This window comes from Hamadaea sp., from assembly GCF_013362815.1.
Taxonomy (GTDB): domain Bacteria; phylum Actinomycetota; class Actinomycetes; order Mycobacteriales; family Micromonosporaceae; genus Hamadaea.
Genome location: NZ_JABFVK010000049.1, coordinates 18,105 through 39,946 on the forward strand (window position 1 = coordinate 18,105; position 21,842 = coordinate 39,946).

The window sequence follows — 21,842 nt, forward strand, 5'->3', positions numbered from 1 at the left end:
TGTCGCCGCCCCCGACCTCGTGATCAACTCCGCCTGGATCGTCGGCATCCGACGATCTTGGCCGCACGTGTCAGTAGATCCGGCGTCCTCGCGCGTCCGGTACGCCGGACTTCCGGTAGAAGTACGTGTTGATCTGGTCGCGCCACTCCTCCGCCGACCGCAGCTGCTCGGCCAGCCGCTCGGAGATCCGGGTCGCGACCGCCTCCTCGACCAGCCCGGCCACGCGCTGCCATCGCAGGATCATCGCCTCGACGCGTTCGACCCCGGCGAAATGGGTGTCGTAGATGTGCTGGACGACTGTCGATCCATTGTGGAGGAGGTGGGCGTACGGGACGTGGTGGAAGAACAGCAGCAACTCGTCCGGGCAGTCGGCCCGGGACTCGAACACGTCCCGCCACGGAGCCGGGTACTGCCCGGTGAATCCGGTGCCGGTGGCGCGCGTACGGTCGACGCCGATCCCGTCGCGGTCGGCGAAGTGGTAGGTGCCCCACGGCGTGTACTCGTAGCCGTCGACGTCCGGCCCGTAGTGGTTGCCGGGGCGGACCATGAAGCCGACGCCGAGCGGCGCGGTGTATCGCTCGTACACCGGCCACGACTCGTCCATGACGGCGCGCAACGCCTCCCGCAGCGCCGGATCGTGGCCCGGGAAGGTCAGCGCGATCCACTCGTCGAGCAGCGCCAGCGGGTCGAGCCGCGGGTTCCAGCCGAGCCGGGCCGCCGCGTACAGGTTCGCCTGGGCGAGCGGATGACCGGTCCAGAACGGGTCGTCGCCGACGTTGGCCACGGTCACCATGCCCTGCACGAGGTCGGCCACCGGCCGTCCCAGCGGGAACCGCAGCACCTCGCTCCACATCGGACCCAGGTAGCACACGTGCCGCTGCTGCCCGGTGTACTCCTGCGTCGCCTGCACCTCGACCGCCACCCGGGTCGAGGGCATCGCCCCGATCAGCGGCGACACCGGCTCGCGTACCTGGAAGTCCATCGGGCCGTGCTTGACCTGCAGGATCACGTTCGGCGCGAACCGGCCGTCCAGTGGCGTGAAGTGGTCGTACGCCGCGCGCGCCCGATCGGTCGAGCGATCCCGCCAGTCCTGCCGATGGTTGTAGACGAACGCCCGCCAGTGCACGACCCCGCCGAACGGGGTCAGCGCCTCGGCGAGCAGGTTCGCTCCATCGGCGTGACTACGGTGGTACGCGGACGGGCCGGGCTGGCCCTCCGAATCGGCCTTCACGACGTACCCGCCGAAGTCCGGGATGCGGGCGTACACGGCTTGGGTCGCCTGCATCCACCAAGCGCGTACGCGTTCGTCCAGCGGATCGGCGGTGGGCAGCCCGCCCAGCGCCATCGGGGCGGCGAAGTTGACGCTCAGGTGCACCCGGATCCCGTACGCCCGGAACTGCTCGGCCAGCGCGGCGACCTCGCCCAGCCGGTCGGTCAGCAGCTGCGCCTCGGTCTCGTGCACGTTGACGTTGTTGACCGCGACCGCATTGATCCCACCGGCCGCCAGCAGCCGTGCGTACGCCCGCACCCGGCTCAGGTCCTCCCGCAGGCGGCCCGCCGACCAGAAGATCGAGCCACCGGCGTACCCCCGCTCGACCTGGCCCATCACCGGATGAACGTCCACATTGTCCCAATGGGACACCAGCCGGATCGGCAACGCCGGGGCGTGCCGTTCGTCGAAGTCCCCGGCGAACGCCCGCTCCCCCTGCCGTACGACGTGGAAGAACCCGTGCAGCAGCCCGGCCGGGTCGGCCGCACGGACGACGGTCACCCCGTCGCCCCGGGCATAGGTGAACTCCTCGGGCGCCAGGTCGGCCTGCGACGAGACGGCGAACGACAAGTCGCACGGACCCGCGTCGGCCAGCGCCCCACCGAACCGGCGGGCCGCCGTGGACACCTCTGTGCGTACCGTATCGAGAAGCAGGCCGTCACCGCGGACCTGGACCCGGCGGGAGCCGAGCGCGCGGAAAGCCTCGGCGGGCAACCACGCCGGATGGACGTCGGGGATCATCGACCGGAAATCTACCGGAAGAAGTCAGCGCGCGACGGGCTCGGCCGCCTCGATTTCGACCCGCTCGACCGTCGTGCTCGCGGGGCGTCGGCGTGGCCGGTGCAGCAGATGCATGAGCAGCCCCGCGACCAGCCCCCAGAAGGCCGCCCCGATGCCGAACAGGTTCATCCCGGAGGCCGTGACCACCAGCGTCACGATGGCCGCGTCGCGGCCTTCCGCCGACGTGACCGCGGCGACCAGCGCGCTCGCGAACGCGCCGAGCAGCGCCAAGCCGGCGACGGCCTCGATGAGGATCGGCGGCGACACCGTCACCAACGTCATGGCGAGACCACCGGCGAGACCGAGCCCGATCATGCCCGCACCCGCTGTCGTGGAAGCGATCCAGCGCCGCCGCGGATCCGGGCCGCCCTCGGGACCGGCGGCGAGCGCGGCCGAGATCGCGGCGAGATTGAGCGCGTGCCCGCCGAACAGCGACGCGCCCATGCTCATCGCGCCCGTCGCGGCCAGCAGCGGGCGGACCGGCGGGTGATAGCCGAACCCGGCGAGGACCGCGATGCCCGGAATGTTCTGCGCGGCCATTGTGACCAGGAACAACGGCACCGCCACACTGACCAACGCCGGCACCGTGAAGGTCGGCATCGTGAACACCGGCTCCGGCCACAGCCCGCCGGACAACGGGTGATCGGTGCCGCTGATCGCGATCGCGGCGATGGCCGCGACCAGCGCCGCCGGCACCGCCCATGCCCGCGCGACCCGATACAGCACGGCCCAGACGAGCACGACCGGGACGGCCAGCCGCGGCACCTGCACGATCGCGTGAGCTGGCGCCAGACACAATTCCAGCAGTACGCCGGCCAGCATGGCCGAGGCGATCGGCCCCGGAATGGCCGTGATCCAGCGGCTCAGGACCGGGAACAAGGCGGCCAGGACGATGAGTAACCCGGCGACGAGAAACGCGCCCTCGGCGGCGGCGAATCCGCCCGCGACCGATCCCGTGGTGACGAGCAGCGCCGCTCCGGGCGTCGACCACGCGATCGTGATCGGCATCCGGTACCGCAGCGACAACGCGATCGCCGTGATCCCGATGCCGAGGCATACCGCGAACAGGCCGGACGCCGCCTGCCGGTCGTCGGCCCCCATCGCCCGCAAGCCGGCCAGCACGACCGCGAACGAGCTCGCGAAGCCGACCAGGGCCGTGACGATTCCGGCCATCATCGGTTGCACCAGCTTCACGGTGTTCTCCTCGGGATTCGCTGCGTTTAGGAGGCGTTCCGTTTATGGAACGATCGCGCCTCTGGCACGATAGCCCCATGGCCCCGCCGCCCGCCAGCCCCGATTCGGCCAACGCCGCCGTCGGACAGCGCCTGCGCCACCTCCGCGAGCGGCGAGGCCTCTCGCTCTCGGCTTTGGCGCGGGCGGCCGGGATCGGCAAGGCCACCCTCTCCGGCCTGGAGAACGGCACGCGCAATCCCACGCTCGAGACGTTGTACGCGATCGCGACCCAACTGGATGTGCCGCTGGCCGAGGTGCTCACCGATCCGGCCGGGCGCTCGGCTCCGGCCGTCGTGCCGGGCGCAGCCGTGCGGGGCACCCTCCTGGAGGTCTTCCACGACCCCGGGGTGACCTCCGAGCTCTACCGGCTCGAAGTGCACCCGGGGCGTACGCAGACCTCGCCCGCCCATCCGCGCGGAGTCACCGAGCACATCACCGTCTACAGTGGAACGCTGCGTACCGGTCCGGCGGACGATCCGCAGGTGCTGCGGGCCGGCGAGCACTTCAGCTGGACCTCGGACGTCCCGCACGTGTACGCCGCCGTCGGCGACGAGATCGTGCAGGCCAGCCTGCTGATCCGCTATCCCCGGCCGGTCCCGTGACCCGTTAACCGGTTGTGCCCGTCGATACCCTGCGAACATGGCGCGGCAGCAGCGAGGACGGGGAGCGGCGACCCCACGACCGGCGGCGTATCGCGGGCCTGGCCGGTCCCGGCCGCCGACCCTCGGCGTCGACGTCGGCGGCGTGATCGTGGCACTGGCCGGACGCGAGGAGGACACGTCGTTCTTCGGTACGCGGCCGCTCGAGACGCCTGCGACCGACGGCGTCTTCGCCGCGCTCGCCGTGCTGACCAGCGCTTTCGCCAGCCGGGTACATGTGGTTTCGAAGGCCGGCCCCAAAGTCGAGGCGAACACCCGGGCCTGGCTCGACCATCACGACTTCTATCGGCGTACCGGGGTGGATCCCGGCAACGTGCACTTCGTCCGGGAACGGCGCGACAAGGCGCCGGTGTGCGTACGCCTCGGCATCACGCACTTCGTCGACGATCGGCTGGATGTGCTCGCGTACCTGGAAACGGTCGAGCATCGGTTTCTGTTCACCGGCGGCACCTCCACCGCTGAGCCCGCTGCTAAGCCCGCGGCTGGACCTGCCGACGGCCTGCCCGATTGGGCGACCGCCGTCGACTCGTGGGCAACCCTCGTCACGCTTCTCACGGATTAGGGTCGGGTGGTACGCCACCGACCTCTCCGGACCCGGCAAAGGTGCATGGCGTACCACCCGAGCGGGAGAATCAGGCGTGGATGGCGCGTTCGATCGCGCCGACCGTCGTACGCGGGTCGTCGACCTGCACGATGAGGCGGGCATACCGCTCGTCGCGGAGTTCGATGACGACGGCTTTGGCCGGGTCCCGGACATCCCAGAAGATGCGTTCGCCGTCGACTCGGAAGGTGCCGGCGGTGATGACGCCCGGCATGTGCGTACCGGCGGTGCGGATTCCTTTGGATTCGCTGATGACGCCGGGATCGGCGGTCGCACCCCGCACGTTGGCCAGCGGGATCTCCAGGCGGCTCTTCAGCGCCCACAGCTTGTCCATGCCTTCGATCTCGACGACCAGCGTCGCGCCGTCGATGCCCACCTGTGCCATGCGTTCCCTCACGTTCCCGATGATTGAATGTGGTGCAGCAGAACGGTTCCCGCGTCCGGTGCCGTACCGCCCGCCCGGGCTCGCAGGCGCAGGCCCAGGATCGTGGCGGTGAGCGCAGGCGCGATCGCCTCCGCCGGAAGCGCTCGGGCGACCGCGGCGTCCACCTCCCGGAGCACTCCCGCGACGAGATCCGCGACCTCCTGATCGGCGGGCGCCCGTTCGACCACCGCCAGGATCAGCAGATCCAGGTCGTCGCGGTCGGACGTCAGCAGCGCCTGGAGTCCGGCCGCCGGGTCGGCGGTCGTACGCAGTTCGGCGAGCACCGGCGAGACCCGTTCGGCCAGGTACCAGCGCAACGCCGCGAGATACAGACCGCGCTTGCTGCCGAACACCTTGTAGAGGCTGTTGCGGTGTACGCCGAGCGTGGTCACCAGGTCGTCGACGGAGACGCCGTCGTAGGCACGACTGGCGAACAGCTCCGCCGCCGCCCGGATCACCTCGGTCTCGTCGAACGCTCTCGGCCGTCCCATGCCCCGACGGTAGCAAGATTAGGAACGATCAGTCAAGAACGACCGTTCCTCAATTGGGGAGAGGGGTGTCGGAAAGCCGATCACCGGGGTATTGCGCGCGGTCAGCGGATGACGTTTGATCACCGGGTGCCCGAGAAGCAGTCCCGGTTCCTGACCTTCTTCACGACGTTGCCCGGTGTGATCACCGCGGTCGCGACGCTCATCGCGGCCGTCGGCGGGCTGCTCGTCGCGATCAACGAGTTCGGCGGCGACAAGCCCGCCAGGGTAACCGCCGAGTCGCCGGACCCTCGACCGTCTGCCGTCGTCACCTCGCCCGCGACGAACCCGTCGACTAGCCAATCATCGAACGAGTCGCCGTCGCCGTCGACGGAGGCGTCGAACGCGGACCCGACGGACCTGAACCTCGACCTCAGCGGAGTCATCGTTCAGAAGACGATGACCGTGAAGCTGGACGACATCGTCTATCTGTCCGACGGCACCACCGGCGGGGCTTGGGCGAACGGCGACTTCAAGCTGATCACCGGCGACACTGGGACCCTCCGGCTCTACGGAGGACGGCCGATCTTGGACGAGTTCGCCCGGATCACCAGTGGCACCGTCAGCAAGCGGTCGTGCTCGTCCCTTTTGGACCATCCGGCCGGCGAATTCCGGGTCAAGTCGTCCGACACGGGTACCTGGGTCTGCATCGTCCGACCGGATGGCTACAACGGCTCCTACGGCGCGATCCACTTCGACCAGGTGGATCTGGTCGAGCGCCGGATCACGATCTCCTACGTCGTCTGGAGCTGAGCGGGCTCAGACGAACCGCCACAGGTGGTCGTTGGTGCCGTTGTCGTCCCAGATGACCACCTGCGCGCCTTGTGCGGTCGACGCTCCGGTCACACCGAGGACCCGGCCGCCGTTCGCGCACTGGATCCGGAAGTAGCCGTTCGCGCCGTACCGCAACCGCCACCGGTGATCCGCGGTGCCGTTGTCCGCCCACTGCATCACCCGGGCGCCGTTCGCGGTGCTCGCGCCCTCGACGCCGAGCACCTTGCCGCTGTTGCCGTTGCGCAGGCGGAGATAACCCCCGGTGTCCACGACCGCGGTCCACAGGTGGTCGGCCGTGCCGCTGTCCGCCCACTGCACGACCAACCCACCGTCCGCAGTGGACATGTTTTGTACGCCGAGGACGAGCCCGCTGCCGAGATTCTGGATGCGCCGCCCGCCGTTGGGGACGAACCGCCACAGGTTGTCCGCGGTGCCGTTGTCCGAATCCTGCACGGCCTGCGCGCCGTTGCCCGTCGAGCCGTTCAGAATGCCCAGTAGCTTCGAGCTGTTCACGTTACGCAGCTTGTGGGTGCCGTCGCCGTTGTCCACGATCGTCCACCGGTGGTCGGCGGTGCCGTTGTCGGTCCACTGCAACACCGTCGCTCCGTCTGCCGTGGACATGTTCTGTACGCCGAGCACTTTGCCGCTGTTGACGTTGCGGAGGCGTACGGCCGAACCGTCGACGATCAGCTCCCAGTTGTGGTCGGCGGTGCCGTTGTCGGTCCACTGCAGAGCGAGCCCGCCGTCGGCCGTCGACATGTTCTGGACCCCGAGCACAAGCCCGCTGGCCGCGTTGACCAGCCGGTATCCGGATCCGGCGGACCCCGTGCTCCAGTAGACGCTGTAGTTGAACCCCTGGGCGTCTTGGAACGGGCCGAGGTTGACGGTGGCGCCATTTGCCGTGGCGGTGAACGCCAGCGAGCTCGTGCTCGTGCGGGTCACCGACGAAGTGGTCAGCGCCGGAAGGGCCGACAACGTAGTGCTGCCGTAGTTCCCGGCCAGCACGGACGGGCCGTAGGTCAGTGCGACCACGTTGGCGTTGTCGTTGGCCGGGCGTACGGTGACCTGCATCGGCAGGCGTACGGTCACCGTGTCGCCCGACGTCCAGTTCCTCGTCAGGACCGCATACGCGCCCGGGGTCACGGAGATGTCCTGGACGGTTCCGTTCACGCTGACCGTCGCGCCCGACGCCCACGCCGGGATGCGTACGCGCAACGACCAGGAGCCGCTGACGCTTCCGGTGACGGTCAGCGTCGTCGTGTCGCCGACCGGATACGTGGTGGTCTGAGTGACCGTGATGCCGCGCTGCGACCAGGTGAGCACCGACGGGATGAACAGGTTCACGGTCAGGGTGGTGCCGTTGTAGAAGTAGATCGAGTCCATCAGTTTGGTGTTGACCTCGACGCCGGTGCCCTGACAGCACCAGAACGACGCGTAGTCGGTGCTCCACGTGCCACCGCCCCAGGCCGGGCCGACCCCGCGGTGGCCGCCCGGGTTGAGCGGGGTGAAATAGGTGACGTGGCCATGGCTGTCGGCCGGGTTCTGCGCGCCGACGACGTGGTTGAGCAACGCCCGCTCGAAGAAGTCGAAGTACGCCGCCTGATCCGGATACAGCTGCCACACCTCCCGGGTCAGCTTGAGCATGTTGTAGCTGTTGCAGTGCTCGCACGTGTCCTGCGTCAGGTATCCCGCGATGGCGTTCGCGGGCCGGAAGTGCTCGGCCTGGCTGTTGCCGCCGATCACGTAGCTGTGCGCGTTGACCGTCATCGCCCAGGCGTTGACGGCGATGTCGCGATACCGGGTCGTGCCGGTCGCCTTGTACTCGCGGGCGGCCCCGATCCACTTGGGCACCTGGGTGTTCGCGTGCAGGCCGTTGAGCTGGTCGGTGTTGCTCGCCAACGGCGTGAACACGGCGGCATGGTCGAAGCGCTGAGCGGCGGTGAGCCAGCGGGCGTCGCCGGTCTGCTGGTAGAGATCGGCCAGCACCTCGTTCATGCCGCCGAACTCCGTGTTCAGCACCGACTGCATCTGGCTCGAACTCAGCCGCGCGGTACGCGTGTCGACCCACCCCGCCAACGCGAGCAGAACGTCTCGGGCCTGCGTACTGCCGAGGTAGCGCCAGACGTCGAGCAGCCCGGCGAGGGTCTTGTGGATCACGTAGTACGGCACGTTGCCGTTCGACAGCGTCCCCGCTTCGAGGTTGGTGAAATCCGATTCGGGGAAGCCGCACAGGTATCCGGCGGCGAATCCGGCCGCACCGTTGTTCGCCTGGCACTTGGCCAGCTCCGCGACCATGTAGACCGCCTTGTCCCGGCAGGTCGTGTCCCCCTCGACGGCGTACGCCTGCGCCCAGGCGGTCAGGAAGTGGCCCTGGGCATGCGTCCGGAACGGGAACGTCGGCGCATCCCAGCCCCCGTTGGCGGCAGCGCCGTTGGTCGAGAGCTTGTGGTTGGCGCGGAAGTTGTACAGCAACCGGTCGACGTCGACGAACCGCAGGTACGCCAGCGTCCGGTTCTGATTGTCGAGCAGGCGGCCGGCGGTCAGCCGCACCTGACCCAGGTCGAAGGCGTACGCGCCGACACCGATGTCGGACCGCGTCGGTGGGACGACTGCGGCTGCTGCGGTTCCTTCCAGGGCGGGCAGGGCGGCTGCGGCGGCGGTCACTCCGGCGGCCTGCAGCAGACCCCGGCGGCTCAGGGGAAACGAGGGCATGACGGATCCCTTCGTACGACGCGGTCGGCGACGACCGCGGGAGCGGTGAGGTTCCGTTGCGGGGACGGGGCAACGCCGCCCAGTGTTAACGTTCACATCGGTATCCGTCAAGCCCTCGATGACGCGTCAGGCGCGGATGCGCCACAGGGCGAACCCGGCGAGCAGCACGGTGAGCCCGAGGAACACCGCCAGCTCGATCCATTGGAACCGCCAGTAGCGGTCGGCCGGGTGATAGGTGTAGCTGAAGTGGATGTTCTGCGAAACGGTGCAGGCCATGTCCTCCTGCTGATTCGACCCGTGGCACTTCTCGGACTGCGCGGCGGTGTAGGGAGTTCCGTCGGCGTTGTAGAGCTTGCTCGTCGTCGTCAGCGACCACGCCCCGGGCATGGTGTAGCCGTCGATGCGCGCCCCGTCCGGCCCGATGCCCATGAAGTCCGAGCGCGACATCGCCGCCAGGTCCAGCTTCACCGTGGTGGTCACCGGTGTCATGAGGTGCTGGCGTACGGCGATCGGCATGACGACTTGCAGCACGGCGAAGACGGCAAGCGTCACCGCCATGGCGGGCAGCGTACGCCGGACGAGCAGCCCGATCACCGTCCCGAGCAGGAAAGCGAAGGCGGCGTACCCGATGGGTGCGAGATTGCGCGACGCGAACGCCAGCGCGCCGAATCGACCACCGACCAGCTGGTCGTAACGACTGGCGCTCCAGGTCAGCAGCAGGCTGTAGAGGCCGGTGACGGCCATGGCCGCCAGACCGAGGACCGCGAGTTTGACCGCGAGCCAGTGGACCCGGGTGATGCTTTGGTTCCACACCATGCGATCGGTCTTCTCCTCTAGCTCCCGCGTGATCAGCGGCGCGCCCCAGAAGACCCCGATCAGCGCCGGGACCCCGAGCAGCACCGCTCCGGCGAGCGCGACCGGTACACCGTAGGCGTCCTCGAAATCGCGGCGAGCACTCGTGCACATCTCGGGCAGACAGCCGACGATGTCGGTGGAGTACGCGTGCCGCATCTGGTTTCCGAGCACCACGAGGTAGATCGCGAGAACGGCCAGCGCACCCGCCGCGACCGCGGCCTGCGTGCGGAACTGCCGCCAGGTCAACCAGATCATCGGGCCACCTCCAATCCACGCACCGACGCCACCGCCGCGCGAGTCATGTACGCCAAGCCGACGTCTTCGAGGTCGGCGTGCTCGGCGCCGGTAATCGGCACGGAACTGCGGACGATCACGGTGGTCTCCCGGGCGGTGCGTTCGGTGTGAATGACTTCTGCCCCGGCCGGCAACCGATCGGCCTGCTCGGCCTGCTCGCCGGTGAGCCGGTAGTGCTCGGCCAGCACGTCGGGCACGTCCCCGGCGAGCTGAATCCGGCCGCCGGCCAGCACGATGAGGTGGTCGCAGACCCGTTCCAAGTCGCCGAGCAAGTGGGAGGACAGCACGACGCTGACCCCGAGTTCGGCCACGAACTCCAGCAGATCCCGCAGGAAGGCGCTGCGAGCCAGCGGATCGAGCGCGGCCACCGGCTCATCGAGGATCAGCAGCTCGGCCCGTTTGGCGGCGGCCACGGTCAGGGCGAGCTGCGCGCGCTGGCCGCCGGACAGCCGGCCCGCCTTCTGCGCGGGGTCGAGGCCCAGCTGCTCGACGCGCCGCCGGGCCAGCGCCATGTCCCAGCGCCGGTTCAGCCTGCGGCCCAAGGTCAGGTGGTCGGCGACCGACAGCCCCGCGTACACCGGGGCGTCCTGCGCGACGAATCCGACTCTCGCCAGCTGCGCCGCTCCGGCCGCCGGGCGGTCGCCCAGCACGGTGATCGTCCCGCTGGTGGGCGCGATCAGGCCACAGGTCAGCCCCAGCAGCGTGGATTTGCCCGCGCCGTTCGGGCCCACCAGGCCGACGATCCGCCCACTTGGTACGCACAGCGTGCAATCGGTCAGCGCCGCCTTATGGCGGTAGCGCTTGCCGAGATCACGTGTCTCGATGATCGGTGTCATGCCGACCAGTTCTAGTGAGCATGCGGTCACAAGAGCGTCCGCGCCGCTGTGACCGCACTGTGACGGCAGGCCCGTTAACCTCGGCTGATGAGGGTGCTGGTGGTCGAAGACCAGACGGAGCTGGCCGACTCCGTCGCCCGGGTGCTGCGCCGCGAGGGCATGGCGGTCGACGTCGCGTACGACGGGACGGCCGCGCTCGAACGCACCCAAATCGTGGACTACGACGTCGTCGTCCTGGATCGCGACCTGCCCGGAGTGCACGGCGACGACGTATGCCGGGCGCTCGTCGGCCGGGAGGCGCCGAGTCGCGTACTGATGCTGACGGCTTCGAGCACGATCGCCGAACGAGTGGAGGGCCTGGGACTCGGGGCGGACGACTACCTGCCCAAGCCGTTCGCGTACGCCGAACTCGTGGCCCGCATCCGCGCAGTGGGCCGGCGTACCACCCCGGCCGCCCCGCCGATCCTCGTCCACGGCGACCTCCGAGTCGACCCGGGGCAGCGCCTCGCGACCCGGGCGGGTGAGCGCCTTTCGTTGAGCCCCAAGGAGTTCGCCGTCCTCGAATACCTGCTGACCGCCCAGGGCCGGGTCGTCTCCGCCGAAGAACTGCTCGACCGAGTGTGGGACGAGGCCGCCGATCCGTTCACCACCACCGTCAAGGCGACGATCAACCGGTTGCGTACCAAACTCGGCGAGCCGCCGGTCATCGAGACCGTCAACCGTTCCGGCTACCGGCTGTGAAGCCGACCGAGCCGGCTGACGCGCCGCCGCAGCGGCTCCGCCGCCGCTTCACCGCGCTCTACGGCCTGATGTCGGTGCTGTCCGGCGTCATCCTGCTCGCCATCGTCTTCGTCCTGGCCCGGGATCTCCCACCGGCCGACGCGCCCGCCCCGGCCGGTGGCCCGACCGCCGGCACCGAGATCATCGGCGTGCCACCGGCCGCCTTCCTCGACTTCCGATCCGACATCCTGCTCGTCTGCGGCATCGCGCTGGTGATCATGGCCCCGCTGTCGCTCGGCCTCGGCTGGCTGTACGCCGGGCGCATGCTCCGCCCGGTACGCCGGATGGCCGGCCGGCTGCGGCACATCTCCGGCTCCACCGTCCACGAGCGCCTGACCGTCACCGGTCGGCGCGACGAGTTCAAAGACCTCGCAGACACGATCGACGGACTGCTGGCGCGCCTGGAAGCGGCGTTGGACGGGCAGAAACGATTCGTCGCCAACGCCGCCCACGAACTGCGTACGCCGTTGACGGTCGAGCACGCGCTCATCGAGGAACCGCTGATCGACCCCGACGCCACCGTCGAGGCGTACCGGGCGAACTTCGAACGGCTGCTCGCTGTGAACCGCGAGCGTGGCCGATTGCTGGAGGCGCTCCTGACCTTGGCCGACAGCGAGCAGAACGGCAGTCGTCGCGACGAACTCGTCGACCTCGCCGGTCTGGTACGCCAGGCGGTCGACGATCGGACGGCGGCGGCCGAACTCCGAGAACTGCGCGTCAAAGCCTCCGTACGCCCAGCCCGGCTGCACGGCGATCCGGCCTTGCTCGCCCGGCTGGTGGCGAACCTCTTCGACAACGCCCTCCACTACAACGTCCCTGGTGGCGTGATCGAAGTCGGCACCCGGACGGATACCGGCCTCGCCGTGCTCGTCGTCTCGAACACCGGCCCAGTCGTCCCGCCCGACGAGGTGCAGCGCCTGTTCGAGCCGTTCCAGCGGCTGCACCGGGTCGCCGACGACGACCGGCATGGGCTCGGGTTGTCCATCGTGCGAGCCATCATCGCCGCGCACTCCGGGCAGCTCACCGTGACCGCTCGGCCGGACGGCGGGCTCACCGTGGAAATCGCCTTTCCCACCACTTAGCCTCTCGGCTGAGTCGATCACCGTTGAGCGCCTCGGCCCGGCCGGTCACACCGCGTAAGCCGTCCTAGGGTGCTGGGTCAGTGGCCTGATCGTTGCCCGTCACCGCTATCGTGCTGCCCGTGACTGATCAAGGTCCCATCGAGTACGTCGGCCGCAAGAAGCTCCGGCCCCCGAAGCAGCCGAAGCAGCGGCCTGCTCAGCCGTCGGCCCCGGCGGCGGCGGAGGATCAGCGGACCGGCCGTCCACCGAGGAAGTCGTCGCGGTGGGGTTGGCTGCAGGCGCTCCTCGTCTTCGCCGGCATCGTCGCGGCCTTCATCGCGTACGCCTTCCTCGGCAGAATCCTGCGCCCGGCGTACGTGGCCGCCGCTTGCAATCTGTCGGCATGTTCCACCGGCGGCATGGTCGTCGCCGGCTGGCTTGTCATCGCCCTGCCCGCCCTGCTCATCGGCGCGTCGGTGATCGTTGAGTCCCGGGCCACGATCGCCCGGCGGCAGGGTCGCACCGAGCAGGTGCGAGCCGGGCGGACGACTAGACGAGTCCTGCTCGGGCTCACGATCGCCGCCGTGTTGATGGCACTCACCTTCGTCCCCGGCCGCCGACGCAACGACCTGTCCGACCTGGTGAAGGGGCCCGGTGCGGATCAGTTCATCGACGGCTTGATGTGGGGGCTCGCGGGCGTCGGGGCGGCCTTGGCGATGATGGCCCTCCTAGGTGCGATCGGCCGGAAGGCACCGGCGGTTCGACGTCACTATGCCGTCATTTCCGCCGCCCTCGGCACGATGTTGCTCGTCGCCGCCATCCCGGTGGCGGTTTCCAACACCTACTCCACCGCGACGACCGCCGAGGAGATCTTCCCTGTCGTGCTCGAGATGAACGACGACGTCCTCACCCGGACTGCGACGGCGAACCAGCGCGGCTGCGACGGAGTGCTGCCCGACGACTCGTTGCTACACGTCGAGAACTGCATCCTATCGCTGCGGGTGGCGTACCGGACGGATGACAGTGATGCGGTCGCCGACCTTTGGGCGGTGCTCTACACCAGCAACGACGCCGCCCGGGCCGTACGCGCGGCGCTCCCCTCCGCTTCGTCGGACACCCGGATCGCGGTCTACTCGACGACCCAATCCTGGCTGCTCCTGGGCACCGCCGCGCACGCCGACGGCAGCACCATCGCGAAGGCGGATCGGGCCTGGGTGGTCTGGCCGTTGCGGCAGGTGGCGTACCGGTTCATCGGATTCCACAATGGACTGCTCATCGACCCCGACCCGGGCGACGAGGTCCATCCCCGTGGCGTGGCGGGCTGACCCGTCACTGGCTGCCATGATCACCGACGAGTAACCGCAGAACCGGCCGGGCGGCCTCCACCGGATCGGCATCGGGCGGCATGCGCAGCGCGCCGCTGATCCACAAGCTGGCGAAGCCGTGCGCGATCGACCAGGCGGCCAGCGTCGCGTCCCCCGGCCGGGCGGCCGCGCCCGGCACCGCGTTGGAACCCTTGCGCAGCACCTCCGCCGCGCGCGTCTCGGCTGCCCGCAGGGTCTCGTCGTCGGGCCGGTACAGGGCGGGCTGGAACATCACCGAGAAGTGCACCGGATGACCGACGGCGAATCCCACGTATGCGACTCCGGCGGCGAGGAAGTCCGGCTGCGCTTCCTCGAGCGCGTCGGCGAGCAGGCCGAATCCGTCCGCCGCGATCGCCGTCAGGACGCCCGCCTTGTCACCGAAGTGGTACGCCGGAGCCGCGTGCGAGACCCCCGCCCGGCGGGCGAGTTCCCGCAGGCTCCAGCCGTCGAGACCGGACTCCCCGATCGCCTCGACGGCGGCGGAGACGATGGTGCGGCGCAGGTCTCCATGGTGGTATCCGGCCTTGGTCACGGCGTTCCTCCAGTCCAGCCAACTTGCCAATGACAAGATATCGCATACGGACGGGCTTCGGCCATCGCGCTAGCGTCGGCGCTTGAACGGCGTGGGAGCGCCGTCCTCGACGTAGATCTGCCGGAACGTGGCCCAGCTCATGCCGTCGGCCCGGGCCGCCACCGGACGCCCGTCCGCGTCGAAATTGAACGGCCCGCTCTCCACCTCGCCGACGAAGCCGTCCATGAACGCCTCCGCCTCGTCCACCGCCGCCTCGAACTCCTGTTCGGTGGCGTAGTCGGCCGACCGGATGTGGAATGCGAGCTGGAGCTCATCGAATGCCTCGCCCCAGTAATAGTGGTACTGCGTCATGTCTGTAGGACGCGCAGGAGGTCGCTTCCGGTTGCGCCTGCTACAATACCCCCCAGGGGTATACGAACCAGGAGTTGGCACCAGTGGCACATGTCATCGCGATCGACACGCCGAGCCTGGGCGACCGGAGCTATCTCGTCCACGACGGCGACGTGGCCTTCGTCGTCGACCCGCAGCGAGACATCGACCGGATCCTCGACTTGGCGGCGGACGCGGGCGTGCGGATCACGCACGTCTTCGAGACCCACATCCACAACGACTACGTGACCGGCGGCCATGCGCTCGCGCTCGCCACGGGGGCGGCGTACCACGTCAACGCGGCCGACGCGGTGGACTTCGACCGCGTACCGATCACGGACGGTGACCAGATCCGCGTCGGCGATCACCTCAGCGTCGCCGCCATCGCCACGCCCGGCCACACCTTCACCCACCTGTCCTACGCGCTGTCCACGGACGAGCGCGAGATCGCGGTCTTCACCGGCGGCTCGCTGCTCTACGGCTCGGTGGGCCGCCCCGACCTGCTGGGTCCTCAGCACACTCAGGATTTGGTACGCCGACAGCACGCGTCCGCCCACCGGCTGGCCGCCTCATTGCCCGAGTCCGCCGACGTCTACCCCACCCACGGATTCGGCAGCTTCTGCGCGGTTTCGCAGTCGTCGGCGTCGGCCTCCACGCTCGGCATCGAGAAACGCGTCAACCCGGCGCTGTGGCAGAGCGAGGACGAGTTCGTGAACGGCGTCCTCGCCGGACTGGACGCGTGGCCAGCGTACTACGCGCACATGTCGGCGTTGAACACCGCCGGTCCCGCCGCGCCGGACCTGTCCACACCGGAACGCGCCGACGCCGGTCAGCTGCGCCGCCGGATCGCCGACGGCGAATGGGTGGTGGACCTGCGCAACCGCACCGCCTTCGCGGCCGGGCACGTCTTCGGCAGCCTGAACTTCGGGGCCGACGGGAACTTCGCCACCTATCTCGGCTGGCTGATCCCGTGGGGAACCCCGGTGACGCTGCTGGGCGACACCCCGGAACAGGTCGCGAAGGCCCAGCGAGAGCTCGTACGCATCGGCATCGATCGGCCTGTCGCCCACGCCACGGGCGACCCTCGCGACTGGACGGACGAACCGGTCTCCTATCCGCGCGCCACGTTCGCCGATCTCGCCCAGGTCCGCCACCATCGGCCGGTGATCGTCCTCGACGTACGCCGCAACCAGGAATGGATCGAGTCGCACCTGCCCGGCGCCGTCCACATTCCCCTGCATGAGCTGCCGCAGCGGCTCGCAGACGTGCCGCCCGGCGAGGTCTGGGTGCACTGCGCCAGCGGCTACCGGGCCTCGATCGCGGCGTCGCTGCTCCACGCGGCCGGACGGGACGTCGTCCACGTCGACGGCGACTACACCGTCACTCGTTGAGGGGTGAGGCGGCGAACTTCTCGGCGTCGAACCGGTTGTGTCCTTCGAGGAGCTTGCGTCCGATGCGGCGCAGATCGTCGAGGTCATCCCCGTCGAGCAGCGATCCGAAGCACTCCTCCAACGCCGCGTGGTACGCCGGTCGGGTCATCGTGGTCAGCGCCTCGAGCCCGGCCGCCGTGAGGACGGCATCGGTCTGCCGGCGATTCTCGGGCGGCACCTCCCGCGCCACCCAGCCTCGGCGTACCAGCCGGTCCACGAGGCGGGTGACTCCGCTCGGGCTCGTGTTGAGGTAGTCCGCCAGCCGTAGCATGGACATCCGCCGATTCGGCGCGGTGGCCAGCCGGAACAGCGCCCCGTGCTCGGTGAGCGAAGTCTCCGCCTGCCGTTCCATCCGGCTCGTCATCGCCGCTTGGACGATCTCGACCGCCTGCTGGATATGCAGCCAACCACTGAGTACTTCGGGATGCCGGTCGGGCACGTCGATCTCTGGCCAGTTCTCCACACGACGAAGCTTACACTTGACTCGGCAATGTTTTCACTGTCAAACTTTGCTCATGAAAACATTCGCTGTCACCGGGGCCACCGGCACCCAGGGCGGAGCGCTCGCCCACCTTTTGATCGACCGCGGTCACCACGTTCGTGCGTTGACCCGCTCGGTCGACTCCCCTGCCGTGCAAGCACTACGCGCTCGCGGCGCGGAGATCGCGTACGCCGACTTCACAGACGCCGTCTCGCTCGAAATCGCGTTCAAGGGCACCGACTCGGTGTTCCTCATGACGACGCCGTTCGGCACCGACACCGCGACCGAAGTCCGGCAAGGCAGGACGACCGTCGACGCAGCCGCCCGGGCGGGAGTCGAGCACGTCGTGTTCAGTTCCGTCGCGCACGCCGACCGGGAGACCGGCGTACCGCACTTCGACAGCAAGTTCCAGATCGAGCGGCACCTCGTCGCGAGCGGTCTCAGCTGGACGATCCTCGGCCCCGCCAAGTTCATGGACAACTTCGCGACCGGGTACGCCGCCCGCATGCTGGCCGCCGGAGACTTCGCCCTCCCGCTCGCCGCCGACCGATCCATCGCGTTGATCTGCGCCGCGGACATCGCCGGCATGGCAGCGCTCGCCCTGACCGACCCGCAACGCTTGGCAGGCAAACGCATCGACATCGCCGGAGAGGAAACCACGTCGCTGGCGATGGCCGACGCCTTCACCGCTGCGATTGGGCACCAGGTCACATTCCGGTCGACCCCGCCGGAGGAGTCCCGAGCGTGGGGCGACGACCTGTACAAGATGTTCCGCTACTTCGACACCGTCGGGCTCGACGTCGACGCTTCGGGACTGCGCCGTGCGTACCCGGAGGTGGGCTGGCACACCTTCGCGGACTGGCTGGCCACGCGTACCTGGTGACCAGCCGCGCGCCGCATCGGCGTCCAGGCTTCTCACTCTGCCGGGCCGAGGGGTGGGCCGTGCAGTCGCTGCTGGAAGTCTGCCGCAACCTGTGCCAGGCGTACGCCGGCCTCCGGAGCGGTTGGATCGAGCTCGACCCTGCGCCCCTCGTGATAGTCGAACAGCCAGCGGTGACCTCCGTCTTCGGCAGCCGCCTGGTGAATCGCCCGGAGGATCACGGGGCGATAGAGGAGCTGCGCTCGCCAGCCACCGATGTACGCCGCCTTGATATGGGCCACGACTGGACTACGGCGACGATGTGCGTACCCGAGGACGGTCACCGTGTCGTAGCCGGCGAACCCGCCGAGAACGTATAGCTTGGCGCCCGCCGGAAAGATCTTCTGACTGCGCAGGTGCGCCTGCGGGCCGTCAGGATGGTACGGATACGGCAGCAGCGTCCCGACAATGCACCACTCGGCGGCCAGATCATTCATCGCGGTCTGCCCGGCTCGCCAGCCATTCCGACCCGCGCCGGGCCGAGGCACGAGCCAGCCACGCGTCTTGGATGACTTCGGCCAGCTCCGCCCGGGTTATCTCACCGAGCCGGCTCGCCCGGATGAGGACCGATGGATGTCCATTGAAATGCGGTGTCGTGAAGAACGGCGACTTTTCGTCCTGCACCAGCGCCTGCTTGTCCGCCGCCGAACCGACCCAGAAGACGATCACGTCGGCGTACCGCTCGCCGGTGTCGGGATCGAACGCGTCGGGCCTCGGATTGCGGAAGAACACGAACGACTTCCCGCCGACCTGATAGACCGGATTGTCACCGGTGCCGTGCTCCACGGTAACGTGCGGCATGGCCAGCGCCAGCTCGTGCACATCCTCCACCCGCGCGCGGCGGCGTCTGTCACCCATGACCTCAGCGTAGGGTGCAGGCTGCCAGTCCGCGCCGGATTTCGGCCGCGAACCCGGCTCGGTTGACTGTCGACTGTGGATGGGTCAAGGGGTTGATCGTTTGTCGGCATCTTGTGTGCCGGTTGGGTTTTCCCCCGGTTAGCGGTCCGACAGGCGTTCTAACATTGGGTCATGAGCACGGGGGTGTTGGCGCAGGCAGAGGCGGATGTCGCCGAGCTTGCCGCCGGTCCCCTGTGGACGTTGTCCGACGCCGAGATCACCGACGAAGTCCGGCGTACGTTCGCGTTGATGCAACGGTTGTCGGCCCGAATGCTCGCGTTGGTCGGCACCGCTGAGGGCCGGGAGGTTCCGTACACCGCCGGTGCGACGGGTACGGCGAACTGGTTGACGTTTCTGCTGGCGATCCGGCACCGTGACGCCGAACAGTGGGCGAAACTCGCCCGGCAGCTGCCCGCGGTCCCGGCCGCCGAGCAGGCCTTGTCCGACGGTCAGGTCAACGTCGGTCAGGCGCAGGTGATCACCAAGACCGTGCACGACCTGCCGTCGGCTGTCGGTGAGCAGGGCAAGGCCAAAGCCGCCGAAGTACTCACCAAGCTCGCGGCCGAGGAACGGCTGCGGCCAGAGGTGCTGGAAAAGTATCGGTCGCAGATCTTGGAGCTGGTCGCCCCGGAGATCGCCGAGGAACGCCTGCGCAAGGAGCTGGAACGGGCTGAACGATCGGCGCACGACCGACGTGACTTCACCCTGATCCCCTACGGCGAAGGCGAATACCGTATCCGCGGCGTGCTGGATGCGGAGATGGCCGCGATCCTGCGCGCGGCGCTGGATCCGCTGTCGGCACCGCGCCGCCCGGCACCCACCGCTGTGGCAGACCAAACGCTGAGCGGCGACCGCCCGGATCTGCCGGATTTCAGCGGTGGCCAGTCGGACCTCGGCGCACCGTACGGCGGCGACGGCGATCGGTCGGCGTTCGGCGGGTCTGGCCCAGCTCGGGGCGGTGGCCGTGGCGCTGCGCCGGACGTCTTCGGCTCGACCGCCGCAGGAGATTCGGCCTCGGCAGGTTGCCCGGTCACGACTGCTGGCAACCTAAACGGCACGGCCAAGCGGGCGTTGCCGGGTGATCCGGATCTGCGGTCGGCCGGTGCCCGTCGCGCGGATGCGCTGATCGAGTTGTGTGAGCGGATTTTGCACGCCGGGGAGCTGCCGGACAACGGTGGCGAGAAGCCGCATCTGACGATCACTTTGCCGTGGGAGCAGCTGAAAGCCAAGGTCGGCGCGGGACTACTGGACACCGGTGACCTACTCACCCCGGAAACCGTCCGCCGCCTCGCCTGTGACGCGATCATCATCCCCGCCGTCTTGGGCGGCGACGGGCAGGTCCTCGACGTCGGCCGCGCCCGCCGCCTCATCGACGGCCCACTACGACGCGCGCTCGTGTTGCGAGACCGAGGATGCGCGTTCCCCGCATGCGATCGCCCACCCCAGTGGTGCGACGGCCACCACGTCCACTCGTGGGCAGACGGCGGAACCACCTGTCTGACCAACTCTGTCCTACTGTGTGGGTTTCACCATCGCGAAATCCACCACGGACACTGGGAAGTACGCATCAGAACCGACGGCTTCCCCGAGTTCATCCCACCCACCTTCATCGACCCACTACGCCGGCCCGTGCAGAACACCCTGCACAGACGCTGCTGATCCACTGGTGCCATGCCAGCGAGTGACATAGGTGTCGCCGGGAAGGCACTTCCGGGGCAGGCGCCATCTGACGCACTTTGCGTTCACGCCGAGACATCCGTCAACAGCATCACCGAGCGACTTCATCGTGGGCGAGGTCCCCGGTGTACCTTGGTCGCCTGCGGCCGAGGCCGCCGATCACCAATGAGCCCCGACGTGAGCGATGGCGGCACCCGTTCAGCAGCCGGGTGCCGCCACCACGGCTCAGTTGAGGCCGCGCTTTCTCCGGCGTACTAGAGGGCGGGGTCGGTTGCCCAACCGCACCAGCACGAGGCTGGCTCCAGGTAGGGCTCGAGCAAGTCGGTCAGCCCGGGATGGCTGGCCGCCACCGCGCCACCGGACATGATCTTCCGGGTGACTCCGGCGAGGACGTCGGCCACCTGCACCCGGGGCTCGATCCGCGAATCCGTCTGACGGAAGCGCAGGAAAGGTCCCTGGATGGGGCGGCTGATCAGCTCCAGCGGTGGTTCGGCCAAGACCTGTTCCAGTCGCTGAATCCGTTTCTCGGTCAGCGCCGACTGCTCGTCGTGGACGATTGCGATCGGCTGCGTACCGGCGCTCCAATGGAGCACCGTGCGAGCGAGCGCTGGGAGCAGCGGCTCCAGCACCGGCTGCAGGACGTGGTTGTCCAGCAGACGGATGCGAGCGGTGTAGCCGTCGCCTCGCGCGTTTCGCAGCTCGTCGAACAGTTCGCCGATCCAGCCGTCGCCGGCGAGTGGCCGCAGCGCGTCGACCTGATCGAAGAAGGCGTCGACTGGGGCGTGCACCTTCGGGTGGCGGTTCTCCCGTAGTACCAGGTTGATGGCGGCCAAGAAGGCGCGCCACCGTTCTGGGCCGAACACCTCGCGGCCGGTGCGGCACAGTTCGGCGGCTGCGCTCGCCAGCCGTGGGTCGGGGCGTAGACCCAGGCTCACGGTGTCGGCGAAGTCTCCGAGGAAGATGTCGAGCACGCGAAGGATGATGAAACAGGACTTGTGGGTCAAGTGGACCCGGGCCCGGCCGTGGACGGGACCGTCCGGACCGAGGAACGCGGCGAGGCCCGCGCCGTCGGTGTTGCGGATCAGGTGCCCGGCCTTGAACTCGTGCCGATGCCACTCGGAGCGGCCGCGCAGTAGCCGGATGCACTCCTCGGCCGCTTCGATCGGCAGGCGGACGCTCGCGTACGCGATGACGTCCGAGTTGGCGGCGGCGAAATTGCTGCCTTCCCAGCCGGACTCGTCACACGAGATCTCCAGGGCGGGTTCGGCGGATGTCTCTCTGGTCTCCAATGTCTCTCCTGGCACTCCAGCGGATACGTCGACGGGTGATCACAGGCCGACGTAAACGTCCACGGAGCTGCCAGAAGT

At 68.9% G+C, this 21,842-nt stretch carries 22 protein-coding genes; 9 read left to right on the forward strand and 13 right to left on the reverse strand.

The features are described from left to right. Positions 1–70: 70 nt before the first annotated feature. Together HOV77_RS22455 and HOV77_RS22460 are read right to left on the reverse strand one after the other, a co-directional pair. Positions 71–2,011: an alpha-glucuronidase gene (locus HOV77_RS22455; RefSeq protein ID WP_290864693.1), complete on the reverse strand. Its 1,941-nt coding sequence runs from the start codon at positions 2,009–2,011 to the stop codon at positions 71–73. 24 nt (positions 2,012–2,035) lie between these two features. Beyond that, a complete protein-coding gene (locus HOV77_RS22460) occupies positions 2,036–3,244 on the reverse strand; it encodes a benzoate/H(+) symporter BenE family transporter (protein WP_290864695.1) in 1,209 nt (402 codons plus the stop codon). Positions 3,245–3,321: 77 nt separating this feature from the next. Between HOV77_RS22460 and HOV77_RS22465 the strand changes: the two genes are divergently transcribed. Both HOV77_RS22465 and HOV77_RS22470 read left to right on the forward strand, forming a co-directional pair. Beyond that, positions 3,322–3,885: an XRE family transcriptional regulator gene (locus tag HOV77_RS22465; RefSeq protein ID WP_290864697.1), complete on the forward strand. Its 564-nt coding sequence runs from the start codon at positions 3,322–3,324 to the stop codon at positions 3,883–3,885. 37 nt (positions 3,886–3,922) lie between these two features. Continuing rightward, the gene (locus HOV77_RS22470) at positions 3,923–4,504 is read left to right on the forward strand and encodes a hypothetical protein (protein WP_290864699.1); all 582 of its coding nucleotides are present in this window, start codon (positions 3,923–3,925) and stop codon (positions 4,502–4,504) included. 70 nt (positions 4,505–4,574) lie between these two features. Here HOV77_RS22470 and HOV77_RS22475 read toward each other — a convergent pair whose 3' ends face one another. Both HOV77_RS22475 and HOV77_RS22480 read right to left on the reverse strand, forming a co-directional pair. Continuing rightward, complete coding sequence (locus HOV77_RS22475; RefSeq protein ID WP_290864701.1) at positions 4,575–4,940, reverse strand: hypothetical protein; 366 nt, start codon at positions 4,938–4,940, stop codon at positions 4,575–4,577. Further along, the gene (locus tag HOV77_RS22480; protein WP_290864703.1) at positions 4,937–5,458 is read right to left on the reverse strand and encodes a TetR/AcrR family transcriptional regulator; all 522 of its coding nucleotides are present in this window, start codon (positions 5,456–5,458) and stop codon (positions 4,937–4,939) included. Before HOV77_RS22480 ends, HOV77_RS22475 begins: the two co-directional genes overlap by 4 nt. 108 nt (positions 5,459–5,566) lie before the next feature. Here HOV77_RS22480 and HOV77_RS22485 point away from each other — a divergent pair, with 108 nt between their 5' ends. Beyond that, complete coding sequence (locus HOV77_RS22485) at positions 5,567–6,247, forward strand: hypothetical protein (protein ID WP_290864705.1); 681 nt, start codon at positions 5,567–5,569, stop codon at positions 6,245–6,247. Positions 6,248–6,253: 6 nt separating this feature from the next. On the opposite strand, the gene HOV77_RS22490 is transcribed toward HOV77_RS22485, so the two are convergent. The 3 genes from HOV77_RS22490 to HOV77_RS22500 all read right to left on the reverse strand — a co-directional run bounded on the left by HOV77_RS22490 (position 6,254) and on the right by HOV77_RS22500 (position 10,965). Beyond that, on the reverse strand, positions 6,254–8,980 hold the full coding sequence (locus HOV77_RS22490) for a beta-L-arabinofuranosidase domain-containing protein (protein WP_290864707.1): 2,727 nt from the start codon (positions 8,978–8,980) through the stop codon (positions 6,254–6,256). Between the two features lie 126 nt (positions 8,981–9,106). Further along, on the reverse strand, positions 9,107–10,090 hold the full coding sequence (locus HOV77_RS22495) for an ABC transporter permease subunit (RefSeq protein WP_290864709.1): 984 nt from the start codon (positions 10,088–10,090) through the stop codon (positions 9,107–9,109). Beyond that, complete coding sequence (locus tag HOV77_RS22500; RefSeq protein WP_290864712.1) at positions 10,087–10,965, reverse strand: ABC transporter ATP-binding protein; 879 nt, start codon at positions 10,963–10,965, stop codon at positions 10,087–10,089. Before HOV77_RS22500 ends, HOV77_RS22495 begins: the two co-directional genes overlap by 4 nt. A gap of 87 nt (positions 10,966–11,052) precedes the next feature. Between HOV77_RS22500 and HOV77_RS22505 the strand changes: the two genes are divergently transcribed. From HOV77_RS22505 to HOV77_RS22515, 3 genes are all read left to right on the forward strand, one after another. After that, positions 11,053–11,706, forward strand: coding sequence for a response regulator transcription factor (locus tag HOV77_RS22505; RefSeq protein ID WP_290864714.1), 654 nt, complete (start codon positions 11,053–11,055; stop codon positions 11,704–11,706). Continuing rightward, entirely contained in the window at positions 11,703–12,827 is a 1,125-nt protein-coding gene (locus HOV77_RS22510) for a HAMP domain-containing sensor histidine kinase (RefSeq protein WP_290864716.1), read from the forward strand. The genes HOV77_RS22505 and HOV77_RS22510 overlap by 4 nt, the downstream gene beginning before the upstream one ends. A 119-nt stretch (positions 12,828–12,946) precedes the next feature. Continuing rightward, complete coding sequence (locus tag HOV77_RS22515; RefSeq protein ID WP_290864718.1) at positions 12,947–14,131, forward strand: hypothetical protein; 1,185 nt, start codon at positions 12,947–12,949, stop codon at positions 14,129–14,131. A 4-nt stretch (positions 14,132–14,135) separates the two neighbouring features. Here HOV77_RS22515 and HOV77_RS22520 read toward each other — a convergent pair whose 3' ends face one another. Continuing rightward, complete coding sequence (locus HOV77_RS22520; protein ID WP_290864720.1) at positions 14,136–14,702, reverse strand: TetR/AcrR family transcriptional regulator; 567 nt, start codon at positions 14,700–14,702, stop codon at positions 14,136–14,138. A gap of 69 nt (positions 14,703–14,771) precedes the next feature. Further along, positions 14,772–15,053, reverse strand: coding sequence for a hypothetical protein (locus HOV77_RS22525; RefSeq protein WP_290864722.1), 282 nt, complete (start codon positions 15,051–15,053; stop codon positions 14,772–14,774). 83 nt (positions 15,054–15,136) lie between these two features. On the opposite strand from HOV77_RS22525, the gene HOV77_RS22530 reads away from it, so the two are divergent. Beyond that, on the forward strand, positions 15,137–16,462 hold the full coding sequence (locus HOV77_RS22530) for an MBL fold metallo-hydrolase (RefSeq protein WP_290864724.1): 1,326 nt from the start codon (positions 15,137–15,139) through the stop codon (positions 16,460–16,462). Here HOV77_RS22530 and HOV77_RS22535 read toward each other — a convergent pair. After that, positions 16,452–16,964, reverse strand: coding sequence for a MarR family transcriptional regulator (locus HOV77_RS22535; protein WP_290864726.1), 513 nt, complete (start codon positions 16,962–16,964; stop codon positions 16,452–16,454). The two genes, HOV77_RS22530 and HOV77_RS22535, sit on opposite strands and share 11 nt — an antisense overlap. Positions 16,965–17,016: 52 nt before the next feature. On the opposite strand from HOV77_RS22535, the gene HOV77_RS22540 reads away from it, so the two are divergent. Continuing rightward, a complete protein-coding gene (locus HOV77_RS22540) occupies positions 17,017–17,865 on the forward strand; it encodes an NmrA/HSCARG family protein (RefSeq protein ID WP_290864728.1) in 849 nt (282 codons plus the stop codon). 32 nt (positions 17,866–17,897) lie between these two features. Here HOV77_RS22540 and HOV77_RS22545 read toward each other — a convergent pair whose 3' ends face one another. Further along, a complete protein-coding gene (locus HOV77_RS22545; protein ID WP_290864730.1) occupies positions 17,898–18,338 on the reverse strand; it encodes a hypothetical protein in 441 nt (146 codons plus the stop codon). Then, a complete protein-coding gene (locus HOV77_RS22550; protein ID WP_290864732.1) occupies positions 18,331–18,759 on the reverse strand; it encodes an MmcQ/YjbR family DNA-binding protein in 429 nt (142 codons plus the stop codon). Before HOV77_RS22550 ends, HOV77_RS22545 begins: the two co-directional genes overlap by 8 nt. Positions 18,760–18,930: 171 nt before the next feature. On the opposite strand from HOV77_RS22550, the gene HOV77_RS22555 reads away from it, so the two are divergent. Further along, entirely contained in the window at positions 18,931–20,457 is a 1,527-nt protein-coding gene (locus tag HOV77_RS22555) for an HNH endonuclease signature motif containing protein (RefSeq protein ID WP_290864734.1), read from the forward strand. Between the two features lie 272 nt (positions 20,458–20,729). Here the strand turns inward: HOV77_RS22555 and HOV77_RS22560 are convergent, their stop codons facing one another. Continuing rightward, on the reverse strand, positions 20,730–21,764 hold the full coding sequence (locus tag HOV77_RS22560; protein ID WP_290864736.1) for a hypothetical protein: 1,035 nt from the start codon (positions 21,762–21,764) through the stop codon (positions 20,730–20,732). Between the last annotated feature and the right edge of the window lie 78 nt (positions 21,765–21,842).